This is a genomic window from Pseudoponticoccus marisrubri, from assembly GCF_001482405.1.
In the GTDB taxonomy this organism is placed as follows: domain Bacteria; phylum Pseudomonadota; class Alphaproteobacteria; order Rhodobacterales; family Rhodobacteraceae; genus Pseudoponticoccus; species Pseudoponticoccus marisrubri.
The window spans coordinates 172,499-186,966 of sequence record NZ_LPXO01000002.1 but is presented as its reverse complement, the minus strand read 5'-3'; the positions used below and the strand labels follow the sequence as shown (position 1 = coordinate 186,966).

The 14,468-nt window shown below is 66.7% G+C and carries 9 protein-coding genes; 6 read left to right on the top strand and 3 right to left on the bottom strand.

The features are described 5' to 3' along the window. Positions 1-4 precede the first annotated feature (4 nt). Positions 5-1,327 carry a GH1 family beta-glucosidase gene (locus tag AVJ23_RS04615; RefSeq protein WP_058860987.1) on the bottom strand — a complete coding sequence of 441 codons (1,323 nt, stop codon included), beginning with the start codon at positions 1,325-1,327 and terminating at the stop codon, positions 5-7. Further along, a complete protein-coding gene (locus AVJ23_RS04610; RefSeq protein ID WP_058860986.1) occupies positions 1,324-2,358 on the bottom strand; it encodes a LacI family DNA-binding transcriptional regulator in 1,035 nt (344 codons plus the stop codon). The genes AVJ23_RS04615 and AVJ23_RS04610 overlap by 4 nt, the downstream gene beginning before the upstream one ends. A 263-nt stretch (positions 2,359-2,621) precedes the next feature. Between AVJ23_RS04610 and AVJ23_RS04605 the strand changes: the two genes are divergently transcribed. The 5 genes from AVJ23_RS04605 (at position 2,622) to AVJ23_RS04585 (ending at position 9,001) form a co-directional block, all read left to right on the top strand. Further along, positions 2,622-3,887, top strand: coding sequence for an ABC transporter substrate-binding protein (locus AVJ23_RS04605; protein ID WP_058860985.1), 1,266 nt, complete (start codon positions 2,622-2,624; stop codon positions 3,885-3,887). 86 nt (positions 3,888-3,973) lie between these two features. Next, positions 3,974-4,993, top strand: a complete 1,020-nt coding sequence (locus tag AVJ23_RS04600) for a carbohydrate ABC transporter permease (RefSeq protein ID WP_058860984.1) — start codon at positions 3,974-3,976, stop codon at positions 4,991-4,993. Between the two features lie 13 nt (positions 4,994-5,006). Further along, on the top strand, positions 5,007-6,155 hold the full coding sequence (locus AVJ23_RS04595; RefSeq protein ID WP_058860983.1) for a carbohydrate ABC transporter permease: 1,149 nt from the start codon (positions 5,007-5,009) through the stop codon (positions 6,153-6,155). Between the two features lie 82 nt (positions 6,156-6,237). Continuing rightward, the gene (bglA, locus tag AVJ23_RS04590) at positions 6,238-7,893 is read left to right on the top strand and encodes a beta-galactosidase BglA (RefSeq protein WP_058860982.1); all 1,656 of its coding nucleotides are present in this window, start codon (positions 6,238-6,240) and stop codon (positions 7,891-7,893) included. 19 nt (positions 7,894-7,912) lie between these two features. Beyond that, positions 7,913-9,001: an ABC transporter ATP-binding protein gene (locus AVJ23_RS04585; RefSeq protein ID WP_058860981.1), complete on the top strand. Its 1,089-nt coding sequence runs from the start codon at positions 7,913-7,915 to the stop codon at positions 8,999-9,001. A gap of 126 nt (positions 9,002-9,127) precedes the next feature. On the opposite strand, the gene AVJ23_RS04580 is transcribed toward AVJ23_RS04585, so the two are convergent. Beyond that, complete coding sequence (locus tag AVJ23_RS04580) at positions 9,128-11,308, bottom strand: vWA domain-containing protein (RefSeq protein ID WP_058860980.1); 2,181 nt, start codon at positions 11,306-11,308, stop codon at positions 9,128-9,130. A gap of 241 nt (positions 11,309-11,549) precedes the next feature. On the opposite strand from AVJ23_RS04580, the gene uvrA reads away from it, so the two are divergent. Then, positions 11,550-14,414, top strand: coding sequence for an excinuclease ABC subunit UvrA (gene uvrA / locus AVJ23_RS04575; protein ID WP_058860979.1), 2,865 nt, complete (start codon positions 11,550-11,552; stop codon positions 14,412-14,414). Positions 14,415-14,468 lie beyond the last annotated feature (54 nt).

Below are 14,468 nucleotides of genomic sequence, written 5' to 3'. Positions count from 1 at the left end.
GGTCTCAGCTCCCCAATGCGGTCTGGAGCGCCTTGTAGGAGGCCTTGGGCGTGCGTTCCAGCGTGTCGAAATCCACATGCACGAGGCCGAAGCGCTTCTCGTAGCCGAGCGCCCATTCGTAATTGTCCAGAAGCGACCAGATGTAATAACCGTTCACCGGCACGCCCTCGGCCAGCGCGCGCTTCACCGCGTCCAGGTGCTGCTCGAGGTAGTCGATCCGCGCCGCGTCGTGCACCGCGCCGTTTTCGATCACGTCAGGCGAGGCCATGCCGTTTTCCGTCACGATCAACGGCAGGTCGCCGGTATAGTCGCGTGCCGTGCGCGTCAGGAAATCATACAGGCCCTGCGGGTAGATCTCCCAGCCCATCAGCGTCTTGGGCAGCGGGCCCTCGACCTCCTTGTGGGCGGGCCAGGGGCCGTCATCCGGCGCGATCAGCTTGCGCGTGTAGTAGTTCAGCCCGCACCAGTCGACCGGCGACTGGATGGTGGGGAAATCGTCCTGCCAGTTCGCGGGCATGTGCGGGCCCAGCCCTTCCAGCACGGTCTCCGGGTATTCGCCCTTGAACACCGCGCCCAAAAACCAGCGGTTGTAGTAGCCGTCGTAAAGCTCGGCGGCGCGGGCGGCCTCGGCGCTGTCATCGGCGGGCTCGGCCCATTCGAAGTTGAACACCGCGCCGAGGTTGTCCATGCCCAGCCCGCGCATCGCCTGGATCGAGCGCCCATGCGCCAGCAGCACGTGATGCATGGCCCGCGCGGTGGCGCGGATGTCGCGCAGCCCCGGCGCGTGATGGCCAAGGAAATGGCTGAGCCACGCCACGCACCACGGCTCGTTGATCGGCGCGACCGAGTACATCCGGTCGCCCACGCGCTTCATGATGATCTCGGTCCAGTCGGCGAACCAGCCCGCGATGTCACGGTTGCGCCAGCCGCCCAGGTCCTGAAGGGCCGAGGGCATCTCCCAGTGGTAGAGCGTGGCGCAGGGCTTCAGCCCGCGCTCCAGCATGGCGTCGGTCAGCCGGTCGTAGAAGTCGAGCCCCGCCTCGTTGACCGTGCCGCGCCCCTCGGGCAGCACGCGCGCCCAGCTGAGCGAGAAGCGGTAGCAGTCGAACCCCGCGTCGCGCACGAGGTTGAAATCGTTTTCATAGAGGTGGAAATGGTCGCAGGCCCGCGCGCCATCCTCGGCCCGGACGACATTGCCGGGGGTGGCGGCGAAATCGTCCCACTGGGTGCGGCCGGCGCCGCCAAAACCGTGGCCCTCGATCTGGTAGCTCGACGTGGCCGTGCCGAACAGGAACCCGTCGGGAAAGTCCGAACGCTTGTGTTTCATGGCATCCTCTCATGTGCGGGGCCGGTCGAGGCGCCGATGATCAGCTCGGCCTCGAACCTGTGGCTCATCGGCCCGCTCTCGGGCCGGTCGATCAGTTTCAGCAGCATCTCGGCCGCCTGCCGTCCAGCGGCGCGGACCGAGGACCGCGTGGCGGTGAAGATCGGCACGTCATGGCCGTTCTTGAGATAGCCGAGGTCGTCGTCATGGGTAATGACCGAAATGTCCAGCCCCAATTCCAGCCCCAGCTCGTGCACCGCGCGGCGCACGCCGATCGCGGTGATCATGGACGAGACCAGAAAGGCGGTGGGCGGATCGTCACCGGCCAGCATCCGGCGCGCGGCGCGGTAGCCGTAGATCTCGGTCATCTCCTCGCTGCACATCAGGGCGGGGTCGGTCTGCAGCCCGCGCGCGGTCAGTGCCTCGGCATAGCCCTCTCGGCGGCGCAGCGCGAAATCCAGATGCTCGATCCCGTTGATCAGCGCGATGCGGCGATGGTTCAGATCCAGCAGGAACTCGGTGGCGCGGCGGAAGGCGCGGCGATTGTTGGTGTCGACCCAGGAATAGGGGATCTCGGTCTCGGTGCTGCGGCCATGCACGACGAAGGGCAGGCCCAGCTCGGTCAGCAGCGGGATCCGCGGATCCTGCCGCCGCGGGGCATGCACGATCAGCCCGTCGACATTTCCGCTGTTGCGCAGCGCGCGATAGGCGCGTTCCTCGGCCGTGTCGTCGGCCAGCGAGATCATCACCTCGTAGCCCGCGCGGGCATAGCTTTCGCCGGCGCCGGCGAGGAAATCACCGAAGACCGGGTTCACCATCTCGTTCTGGGTCGAGACCGGCAGCACGTGGCCGATCGCCTGCGCGCGGCCCGTGGCCAGCCCCTTGGCGCGCGCATTGGGGCTGTAGCCCATGCGCAGGGCGGCCTCCTTGACGCGCGCGCGGGTGGCCTCGCTGACCTCCGGGTAGCCGTTCAGCGCCCGGCTCACCGTGGTCTGCGACAGGTTGAGATGCTGCGACAATTCCTTGAGGTTCATGCCCCGTTATGGCTCAAAGCGCTTCGGACTTGTCAAGGAATTATTCGTTGAGAGCGCAACTGCCGGCGTATACGTTACGCGCCGCGCTGCAGCATGGAAATCTGTTGCGAAACTGGCCCGTAAGGTTGACAAAAGGGGTGGGTCTGTCTCAGAACAAGGGCGCCCAAAGCGCTTTGGCGTTTCAGTGCCAAATGCCTTGAAGTGACGACCAACGCATTCGCGTGGCGGAGGGGTCCGCCGCGCAGCAATCGGGAGGACAATCCATGAAATCCAAGCTGTATCTCGGCGCCGCTGCCATCGCGCTGACCGCGGGCACGGCCCATGCCGAGAGCCTGACCGTCTTCGGTCCCTGGCTGGGGCCGGACCAGGCCATCGTCGAGGAGGTGCTGGCCGCCTTCGCCGAAAGCTCGGGCCACGATGTCAGCTATGTCGGCTCGGACAGCTTCGAGCAGCAGATCGTGGTTGACGCTGAGGCGGGCTCGGCCCCCAACATCGCGATCTTCCCGCAGCCGGGCCTGGCCTCGGACATGGCCTCGCGCGGCTTCCTGACCCCGCTGGAGGACGGCACCGGCGACTGGATCACCGAGAATTACGCCGCGGGTGAATCCTGGGTGAACCTGGGCAGCTACGCGGGCCCCGACGGCGAAGAGGACCTGTACGGCTTCTTCTACAAGGTCGATGTGAAATCGCTGGTCTGGTACGTGCCCGAGAACTTCGAGGACATGGACTACGAAGTGCCGCAGACCATGGAAGAGCTCAAGGCGCTCTCCGAGCAGATGATCGAGGATGGCGAGACGCCGTGGTGCGTGGGCCTGGGCTCGGGTGGGGCGACCGGCTGGCCGGCGACCGACTGGGTCGAGGACCTGATGCTGCGCACCCAGCCGCCTGAGGTCTATGACCAGTGGGTCTCGAACGAGATGCCCTTCGACGACCCGGCCGTGGTCGGCGCGATCGAGGAATTCGGCTGGTTCATCCAGGACGACCGCGTGGCCGGTGGCCGCGATGCCGTGGCCGCGACCGATTTCCGCGACAGCCCCAAGGGTCTCTTCGACACGCCGCCGCAGTGCTACATGCACCGCCAGGCCTCGTTCATCCCGGCCTTCTTCCCCGAGGGCACCGAGGTGGGGCTGGATGCCGACTTCTTCTATTTCCCCGCCTACGAGGGCGAGGACCTGGGCCAGCCGGTGCTGGGCGCGGGCACGCTTTGGGCGATCACCAACGAGAACGAGGCGGCGCATGACCTGATCAGCTTCCTGCAGACGCCGGAAGCGCACGAGATCTGGATGGCGCGCGGCGGCTTCCTGACGCCGTTCAAGGGCGTGGACACCTCCAAGTTCTCGGACGAGCCGACCCGCAAGATGAACGACATCCTGCTCGAGGCGACCACCTTCCGCTTCGACGGCTCGGACCTGATGCCGGGCGGCGTCGGCGCGGGCAGCTTCTGGACCGGCATGGTCGACTATGCCGGCGGCAAGGATGCCGAGGCCGTCGCCAGCGACATCCAGGACAGCTGGGACGCGCTGAAGTAAGCGCCCCGGCGCCAGAAAACGGCCTCTCCCGGACCGCTCCGGGGGAGGCGCGACAACCGGCGTGAGCCAAACGGGAGGAGGGCGCAATGCATCCGGCACTTGCAGGACTTGTGACCATTGTCATCGGCGTGGGGGGCTGCCTGGCCTATTTCTGGCTGTCGAACCAGTTCCTGGACAAGGTGCTGTTTCCGGCCAAGGGGCCGCAGGCCGGGCGGAACATCAACCGCGCCAACCAGATCCGGCCGTGGCTTTTCCTGTTTCCCGCGCTTTTCGCGCTGGGGCTCTACCTGGCCTACCCGGTGGTCGAGACGATCCGCCTGTCGCTGACCGAGCGGGTGACACAGGCCGACGGCACCACCGTCTACGAATTCGTCTGGTTCGCCAATTACGTGCAGATGTCGGCCGATCCCAAGTTCTGGGAGGCGATGTTCAACAACATGCTGTGGCTGATCGTGGTGCCGGCGCTGTCCACCGCCTTCGGCCTGCTGGCCGCCCAGCTGACCGACCGGATCTGGTGGGGCAATGTCGCCAAGTCGCTGATCTTCATGCCGATGGCGATCTCCTTCGTGGGCGCCGCGGTGATCTGGAAACTGATCTATGACGCGCGCCCGCCGGACACCAACCAGATCGGGGTGGTCAACGCGATCTACGTCTCGCTGACCGGCAACGACCCGGTGCAGCTGCTGACGGTGCCGTTCTGGAACAACTTCTTCCTGATGATCGTGCTGATCTGGATCCAGACCGGCTTTGCCATGGTGATCCTCTCGGCCGCGCTGCGCGGCATCCCCGAGGAGACGGTCGAGGCCGCCATCGTCGACGGCGCCAACCCGTTCCAGATCTTCTTCAAGATCAAGGTGCCGCAGATCGCCGGCACGATCGTGGTGGTGTGGACGACGATCACGCTGGTCGTGCTCAAGATCTTCGACATCGTCTTTGCGATGACCAACGGCCAGTGGGGCACGCAGGTGCTGGCCAATTACATGTTCAACCAGCTCTTCGTCGCGCGCGACTGGGGCGTGGGCTCGGCCTCGGCCATGGTCATCATGCTGCTGGTGACGCCGATCCTGGTCTGGAACGTGCGCAACGCGCGCCGCGAAATGCGCTGAGGGGGCTGACATCATGGACAATATCGCCGGTTCGAAACCCACCCTGACCTGGGCCGTGCACATCTCGGTGGTCGCACTCGTGCTGCTCTGGCTCTTCCCGACGATCGGGCTCTTCGTGTCCTCCTTCCGGACGGCCGACCAGATCTCGTCCTCGGGCTGGTGGAAGGCGCTCTTCCCGACCGAGCAGAACATGACCCTGCGCACCGCCGCGCCCGAGACGCAGGTGCAGGAGGGCGATCTCTGGGTGATCGAGGGCAACCTCTTCGAGGAAGAGAACAGCGACGCCACGATCGCGACCTGGGGCACCTCGTCGCGGGATCTCTCGGCCTACCAGCCCGGCGACACCGCCGAGGATGACGGCATGCGCCTGACGGTCGAGGCCGATGGCGCCTACCGCCTGACCTCGGGGACCGAGATGGAGGGACGGCGCGGCGAGCGGGTCTTCGTCGTGGCCGAGACGCCGCCGGACTTCACGTTGGCCAATTACCGGCAGGTGCTGCTGTCCGGCGACAGCACGGACAGCATGTCCAAGGCCTTCTTCAACACGCTGACCGTGACGATCCCCGCCACCATCATCCCCATCGTGATCGCGGCCTTCGCGGCCTATGCGCTGGCCTGGATGGATTTCCCCGGCCGGGCGCTGCTGATCGCCTTCGTGGTCGGATTGCTGGTGGTGCCGCTGCAGCTGGCGCTGATCCCGCTGCTCAAGCTTCACCTGGGCATCGGCATCGGCAAGGGATACCTGGGCACCTGGCTGGCGCATACCGGCTTCGGGCTGCCCTTGGCGATCTATCTCTTGCGCAACTACATGGTCGGCCTGCCACGCGACATCATCGAGAATGCGCGCGTGGACGGGGCGACCGATTTCCAGATCTTCACCAAGATCATCCTGCCGCTCAGCTTCCCGGCGCTGGCCAGCTTCGCGATCTTCCAGTTCCTGTGGACCTGGAACGACCTGCTGGTGGCCAAGGTCTTCCTGATCGACGCCACGGGCCAGACCACGGTGATGACCAACCAGATCGTCGAGCTGCTGGGCACGCGCGGCGGCAACTGGGAGATCCTCGCCACCGCGGCCTTCGTGTCGATCGCCATGCCGCTGCTGGTCTTCTTCGCGATGCAGAAATACCTGGTCCGCGGCCTGCTGGCCGGATCGGTGAAGTGATACCCGTGCCCCGGGCCGTGCGCCCGGGGCCCAACCCGAAAGAACGGGGCGCCGCGGACGCGCCCCAGACGAGACAGGTTCCATGAACACCCAGACACAGCCCCTGACCCAAGCGACGACCGATCCCGACTGGTGGCGCGGCGCGGTGATCTACCAGATCTACCCGCGCAGCTACCAGGACAGCAATGGCGACGGGATCGGCGACCTGAACGGCATCACCCAGCGCCTGCCGCATGTGGCAAGCCTTGGCGTCGATGCGATCTGGATCTCGCCCTTCTTCACCTCACCGATGAAGGATTTCGGCTACGACGTAAGCGATTACTGCGATGTCGACCCGATGTTCGGCACGCTGGCCGATTTTGACGTTCTGGTGGACACCGCGCACCGGCTGGGCCTGAAGGTAATGATCGACCTCGTGCTGTCGCATACCTCGGACCAGCATCCGTGGTTCAAGGAAAGCCGCCAGTCGCGCGACAATCCCAAGGCGGACTGGTTCGTCTGGGCCGATCCCAAGCCCGACGGCACGCCGCCCAACAACTGGCTGTCGATCTTCGGCGGCTCGGCCTGGCAATGGGACACGCGGCGCGAGCAGTATTACCTGCATAATTTCCTCGTCGAGCAGCCGGACCTGAATTTCCACTGCCCCGAAGTGCAGGACGCGCTGCTGAACGTGGTGCGCTTCTGGCTGGATCGCGGCGTGGACGGGTTCCGCCTCGACACGATCAACTTCTACATCCATGACAAGCAGCTGCGCGACAATCCCGCGCTGCCGCCCGAGAAGCGCAACGCCACGATCGCGCCCAGCGTGAACCCCTACAATCACCAGGAACATCTCTATTCCAAGAACCAGCCCGAGAACCTGGACTTCCTCAAGCGGTTCCGCGCGGTGCTGGACGAGTATCCCGGCGCGACCTCGGTGGGCGAGGTCGGCGACGCGCAGCGCGGGCTCGAGATCATGGGCCAATACACCTCGGGCGGCGACAAGGCGCATATGTGCTACGCCTTCGAGTTCCTTGCCAAGGACCAGCCCACCGCTGCGCGCTTTGCCGAGGTGATGACGCTGGTCGACGAGGTCGCAGGCGAGGGCTGGCCCTGCTGGGCCTTCTCGAACCACGACGTGATCCGCCACGCCTCGCGCTGGGACCTGAGCTCGGCCGCGCTGCGCGCCTATGCGACGCTGATCTGCTGCCTGCGCGGCTCGGTTTGCCTCTACCAGGGCGAGGAACTGGGCCTGCCCGAGGCCGAGCTCAGCTTCGAGGACCTGCAGGACCCCTACGGAATCGAGTTCTGGCCCGAGTTCAAGGGCCGCGACGGCTGCCGCACGCCGATGGTGTGGGAACAGTCGAACCTGCATGGCGGCTTCAGCCAGGCGCAGCCCTGGCTGCCCGTGGGTCATGAGCACCTGAACCGCGCCGTCGCGGTGCAGGAGGGCGATCCCGGCGCGCTGCTGCACCATTACCGCAAGGCCCTCGCCTTCCGGCACAGCCACAAGGCGCTGCGCCAGGGCGATCACGACGCGGTGCGCCATACCGGCGAGATCGTGCATTTCCGCCGGAGCTGCGAGGGCGAGGAGATCTTCGTCGCGGTCAATCTCAGCGGCGAGCCGGCGGTGATGGACATGCCCGAGGGCGACTGGCACCAGATCGGCCAGGAGCTGGGCAGCGCCCATGCGGCCGGTGACGGCAAGCTTCACCTGGGTCCGTGGCAGCCGGCGCTGGCCCTGCGCAAGAACGACTGAACATCAAGGGGGAGGGGACATGGCCAATCTGAAACTGACCGATGTCGAGAAGACCTATGCCGGCACGGTCAACGTGCTCAACGACATCAACCTCGAGATCGAGCAGGGCGAGCTGGTCGTCTTCGTCGGCCCCTCGGGCTGCGGCAAGTCCACCCTGCTGCGCATGATCGCGGGGCTCGAGAAGATCACCGGGGGCACGCTCGAGATCGACGGCACCGTCGTGAACGACGTGCCGCCCGCGCAGCGCGGCATCGCCATGGTCTTCCAGTCCTACGCGCTCTACCCGCACATGACGGTGCGCGACAACATGTCCTTCGCGCTGAAACTGGCCAAGAAGAGCGCCTCCGAGATCGACGAGGCGGTGATGCGCGCCGCCAAGATGCTGCAGCTGGAGCCCTATCTGGATCGCCTGCCCAAGGCGCTGTCGGGCGGCCAGCGCCAGCGCGTCGCCATCGGCCGCAGCCTGGTGCGCGACCCCAAGGTCTATCTTTTCGACGAGCCGCTCTCCAACCTCGATGCGGCGCTGCGTGTGGCCACGCGGATCGAGATCGCCCAGCTGAAGGAGCAGATGCCCGACCGGACCATGATCTACGTGACCCATGACCAGGTCGAGGCGATGACGCTGGCCAGCCGGATCGTCGTGCTGGCCAACAAGGGGATCGCGCAGGTCGGCTCGCCGCTGGAGCTCTACGAGCGGCCCAACAGCGAATTCGTGGCGCAGTTCATCGGCTCGCCGTCGATGAACCTGCTGCCCGGCGAGATCGTGGCCACCGGCGCGCAGACCACGGTCAAGCTGGAGGGCGGCGGCACGGCCGTGTCGGATTACCCGTCCGAGGCCGGCGACATGGGGCGCAAGGTCAATGTCGGCGTGCGGCCCGAGGATTTCACCGCCACCGAGGGCGCGGCGCTCTACAAGGGGCGGGTGGACATCACCGAGGCGCTCGGCGAGGTGACGCTGCTCTATTTCGAGAAGACGGGCGGCGCCGACCCGGTGATTGCCAAGCTGCCCGGCATCCACCGCGAGATGCGCGGCCGCGACGTTGCGCTGACGGCCAGCTCGGACAAGGTGCATCTTTTCGCCGACGGCACCTCGATGCTCTACCGCTGATCCCGGGCGGGAAGCCGTTTCGAAACGGCTTCCGTCAAGCGGCTTGCAAGCCGCTTCGGACGCGCCTTGCAAGGCGCGTGATGAAAGGCCCTTCGAAGGGCCTTTCCCGTTGCGCTGGCCCGGCCGTCATTCCACGGTCAGGTCGTGGCGCGCCAGCACCCGGTCGCCCTGGCCCAGCACGTAGCGTAGCTCGTAATCGCCCGGCACCTCGGGCAGGGGCATGACCAGCGGGCTGTCCTCGGAGGTGTAGACATAGCTCTCATACGCCCCGTCCGCGGCACCGGCCTTGGCGAGCGACAGGTAATCCCCCTTGTAATCCGGCCCCTCCCAGATCACGCCCAGTTGCCCGCCGGCCGTGCCGGTCGCCTCGGCTTCGAGGTGGGCCGTCACCGGGCCCAGCTCGATTGTCTCGCTGGCCAGCACGGTCTCGCCATTGCTCGCGGCGACGTAGCGGATCTCGTAGGTGCCGGGCTCGGTCGGCAAGGTCAGGCGCAGCGGGTTGCCCGTCCGCGTATAGGTATAGGCCTCGTAGCCGGGATCTTCGGGGCGCGAGACGGTGACGTAATCGCGCTCGTATCCCGGCCCCTCCCAGCGCACCAGCAGCGGCGCGCCGGCATCCGCCGCGTCCGCCACGTCGAGCGTGGCCGAGACATCCGCAACCTCGATCGCCCGCGTGGCCAGCACCGTGTTCTCCTGCGCCATCACGTAGCGCAGCTCGTAGCTGCCCGGCTCCAGCGGCATGGTCAGGTCCAGCGGCTGGCCCGCACGCGTATAGGTATAGCCGTCATAGCCCGCATCGTCGGGACGCGCGATGCTGATGTAATCATTGCGGTAATCCGGCCCCTCCCAGGCGACCGACAGGGCCTCGCCCGCCGCTGCCGTGGCCGGCGCGTCCAGCGTCGCGGCGATCTCGGTCACGGTGATCGGGCGCGTGGCCAGCACGGTGTTGTCCTGCGCCATGATGTAGCGCAGCTCATACGCGCCAGCGCGCGGCGGCATCACCAGCTCGGCCGGCGCGCCCTGCCGCGTGTAGCGGTAGTTCACGTAGCCGCTCTCGCCCGCCGGCGATACCGCGATGTAATCGTTGCGATAATCCGGGCCGGTCCAGCCCACCGGCAGGGTCGCGCCCATCGGGGCCTCGGCCGGGGCGTCCAGCGTGGCCTCGGCCGGGGTCACCGTGATCTCCTGCGCGGCCAGTGTCACCCGCCCGTCGGCCAGCACGTAGCGCAGCTCATAGCGCCCGGGCTCGGGTGGCATGACCAGCGCGCCGGGTGTGCCGTTGCGGGTGTAGACATAGTTCACGTAGCCCGTGTCGTCGGGGCGCGACACGGTGATGTAGTCATTGCGCGTATCCGGCCCGTCCCAGTCGACCTGCACGGTGGCGCCGGCCACGGCGGTTTCGGGGCCGGTGACCGACGCCGCGGGCAGTTGCGAGGGCAGGACCAGCGTCACGGTCATGCCGCCCTCGGTCACGTCGAAGCGCGTCTCGGCGCTGGCCTCGTCCTCGGGGCGCAGGACCGTGGCGGTATAGCGACCGGCGGGCAATTCCTGCACGATCTGCGGCGCGCGCTGGAAATCGACAAGCGGTGTGTCGCCCGAGCGCAGCGACCACATCAGCGGCGCGTCGATGCGCGCGCCGCCCTCGCCCGAGGTGGCGACCAGTGTCACCGGGTAGAGCGCCGGGGCCTGCGTCACCTCCTCCAGCGCGCCGCCCAGTTCCGACGCGCTGGAGGCGGTCAGGAAACGCCCCCCGGTCGCACCGGCCAGGCATTGCATCTGGCGCAGCGCCTCCGGCTCGGTCACGTCAAAGCCCACCACGTGCACGGTCAGGTCGGCGCCGGCCGCCTCCAGCGCGCGGGCCGCGGCGCAGGGATCGGGGTTGCAGGTCTCGATCCCGTCCGAGACGAGGATCACCGTGGCGCGGCTGTCGGCATATCCCAGCGCCTCGGCGGCGGCGATCACCGCATCGGTCATGGGCGTCTTGCCGCGCGGGGTCAGCCCCTGGACGGCCTCGGCGATGGCGGCCCGGCTGTCGGCGCCGGGACTGACCAGCGTCTCGATATCGGCGCAATCGCCGGTGCTGCGGTGACCGTAAGTGGTCAGGCCCAGCTGCTGGCTCTCGGGCAGGCTCTGCAAGAGCTCGCCCACCACGTCCCGCGCGATCTCGATCTTGGCCGTGCCGTCGATCTGGCCCCACATGGAGCCGGAGGCATCCAGCACGAGGATCGAGCGCTCCGGCTCCTGCGCAAGGGCGCAGAGCGGCGCGGCGCAGAGCAGGGCGGCAAGGGGGGACAGGCGGCGGGGCATGAGGCAAATTCTCCCTGTGATCAATGCCACCAGCCTGCGCAATCGGCCGCGCCGGGGCAATCACGGAATTCTGCCATGCCGCGCGCCCCTGTGGAGAAACGGCCCGCATCCGGCCTCTTTCGCCCCGCGGCGCGCTGAATCTTGCAGGCAAGGCCGGCGTTCCGCTTTCGTTCGCAGATTGCCATTGGCGCGGCGGCAGGTTTCACCTATGTGTAGCGCGTTGCCGGACCGGGGGATATCCATGCCTGAGCTCAAGCAGATCGAGGTGCGCGGCGCGCGCGAGCACAACCTCAAATCCATCGACGTGGACATTCCGCGCGACAAGCTGGTCGTGATCACCGGGCTGTCGGGCTCGGGCAAGTCGAGCCTCGCCTTCGACACGATCTATGCCGAGGGCCAGCGCCGCTATGTCGAATCGCTGTCCGCCTATGCGCGGCAGTTCCTCGACATGATGGAAAAACCCGACGTGGACCATATCGCCGGCCTGTCGCCGGCCATCTCGATCGAGCAGAAGACCACGTCGAAAAACCCGCGCTCGACCGTGGGCACGGTGACCGAGATCTACGACTACCTGCGGCTGCTCTTTGCCCGCGTCGGCACGCCCTACAGCCCGGCCACCGGCCTGCCGATCGAGGCGCAGCAGGTGCAGGACATGGTCGACCGTGTCATGGCGATGGAGGAGGGCACCCGCGGCTACCTGCTGGCGCCGATCATCCGCGACCGCAAGGGCGAGTACCGCAAGGAATTTCTCGAACTGCGCAAGCAGGGGTTCCAGAGGGTGAAGGTGGACGGCACCTTCCACGAGCTGGACGACCCGCCCACGCTGGACAAGAAGTATCGCCACGACATCGACGTGGTGGTCGACCGGATCGTCGTGCGCGAGGGGATGGAGACGCGGCTGGCCGACAGTTTCCGCACCGCGCTGGACCTGGCCGACGGGATCGCGGTGCTGGAAACCGCTCCGCGCGACGAGGGGGCCGAGCCCGAGCGGATCACCTTCTCCGAGAATTTTGCCTGCCCGGTCAGTGGCTTCACCATCCCCGAGATCGAGCCGCGGCTGTTTTCGTTCAACGCGCCTTTCGGCGCCTGCCCGGATTGCGACGGTCTTGGGGTCGAGCTGTTCTTCGACGAACGGCTGGTCGTGCCCGATGCGACGCTCAAGATCAGCGACGGGGCGCTGGCACCGTGGCGCAAGGGCAAGTCGCCCTATTTCCTGCAGACCATCGAGGCCATCGCCAAGCATTACGAGTTCGACAAGAACGCACGCTGGAAGGACCTGCCGGCCCATGTGCAGCAGGTCTTCCTCTACGGCTCGGGCGACGAAGAGATCCAGTTCCGCTATGACGAGGGCGGGCGCGTCTATCAGGTCAGCCGCGTCTTCGAGGGGGTGATCCCCAACATGGAGCGGCGCTACCGCGAGACCGACAGCAGCTGGATCCGCGAAGAGTTCGAGCGCTACCAGAACAACCGTGACTGCGGCACCTGCGGCGGCTACCGGTTGCGCGAAGAGGCGTTGGCGGTCAAGATCGCCGGTCTGCATATCGGCCAGGTGGTCGAGATGTCGATCAGGCAGGCCTTCGACTGGTGCGAGACCGTGCCCGAAAGCCTGACCCAGCAGAAGAACGAGATCGCCCGCGCCATCCTGAAGGAGATCCGCGAGCGGCTGGGCTTCCTGAATAATGTGGGACTCGAATACCTCACGCTAAGTCGTTCTGCCGGAACGCTTTCCGGCGGCGAGAGCCAGCGCATCCGGCTGGCCAGCCAGATCGGGTCGGGCCTGACGGGCGTGCTGTACGTTCTGGACGAGCCCTCGATCGGGTTGCACCAGCGCGACAATTCCCGGCTGCTCGACACGCTCAAGAACCTGCGCGACCAGGGCAATACCGTGCTGGTGGTGGAACATGACGAAGAAGCCATCCGCGAGGCGGATTACGTCTTCGACATCGGGCCCGGCGCCGGGGTGCATGGCGGGCAGGTCGTCTCGCACGGCACGCCCGAGGCCGTTGCCGCCGACGCGGGCAGCCTGACGGGTCAGTACCTTTCGGGCAGCCGCGAGATCGCGGTGCCCGCCACGCGGCGCAAGGGAAATCGCAAGAAACTCAAGGTGGTGAAGGCCACGGGCAACAACCTCAAGGAGGTCACGGCGGAGTTTCCGCTGGGCAAGTTCGTCTGCGTCACCGGCGTTTCGGGCGGCGGCAAGTCGACGCTGACGATCGAGACCCTGTTCAAGGCGGCCTCCATGGCGCTGAACGGCGCGCGCCAGACGCCGGCACCTTGCGAGACGATCAAGGGGCTGGAGCATCTCGACAAGGTGATCGATATCGACCAGCGCCCGATCGGGCGGACTCCGCGTTCGAATCCAGCGACTTACACCGGGGCCTTCACGCCGATCCGCGACTGGTTCGCCGGCCTGCCCGAAGCAAAGGCCCGCGGCTACAAGCCGGGGCGGTTCAGCTTCAACGTCAAGGGGGGCCGCTGCGAGGCCTGCCAGGGCGACGGTGTCATCAAGATCGAGATGCACTTCCTGCCCGATGTCTATGTCACCTGCGAGACCTGCAAGGGCGCGCGCTACAATCGTGAGACGCTGGAAGTTCTGTTCAAGGGCAAGAGCATAGCCGACGTTCTTGAGATGACGGTTGAAGACGCGCAGGAGTTCTTCAAGGCTGTGCCGTCGATCCGCGACAAGATGGATGCGCTGGCGCGGGTCGGGCTGGGCTATGTCAAGGTGGGCCAGCAGGCCACGACCCTGTCGGGTGGCGAGGCGCAGCGCGTGAAACTGTCCAAGGAACTGGCCAAGCGGTCCACGGGGCGCACGCTCTACATTCTCGACGAGCCCACGACCGGCCTGCATTTCGAGGATGTGCGCAAGCTGCTGGAAGTGCTGCACGAGCTGGTCGAGGCGGGCAACACCGTGGTGGTGATCGAGCACAATCTCGACGTCATCAAGACCGCCGACTGGATCATCGATATCGGTCCCGAGGGCGGCGATGGCGGAGGCGAGATCGTGGCCGCCGGCACGCCGGAGCAGGTGGCCGAGGTCGAGGCCTCGCATACCGGCCGCTATCTCAAGCCCATGCTGCAGCCGCGCAAGGTGGCGGCCGAGTAAATGCCGGATCGTACGAAACGGCCGGTGTTTCCGCCGTTTCGTACATTTTCCTAT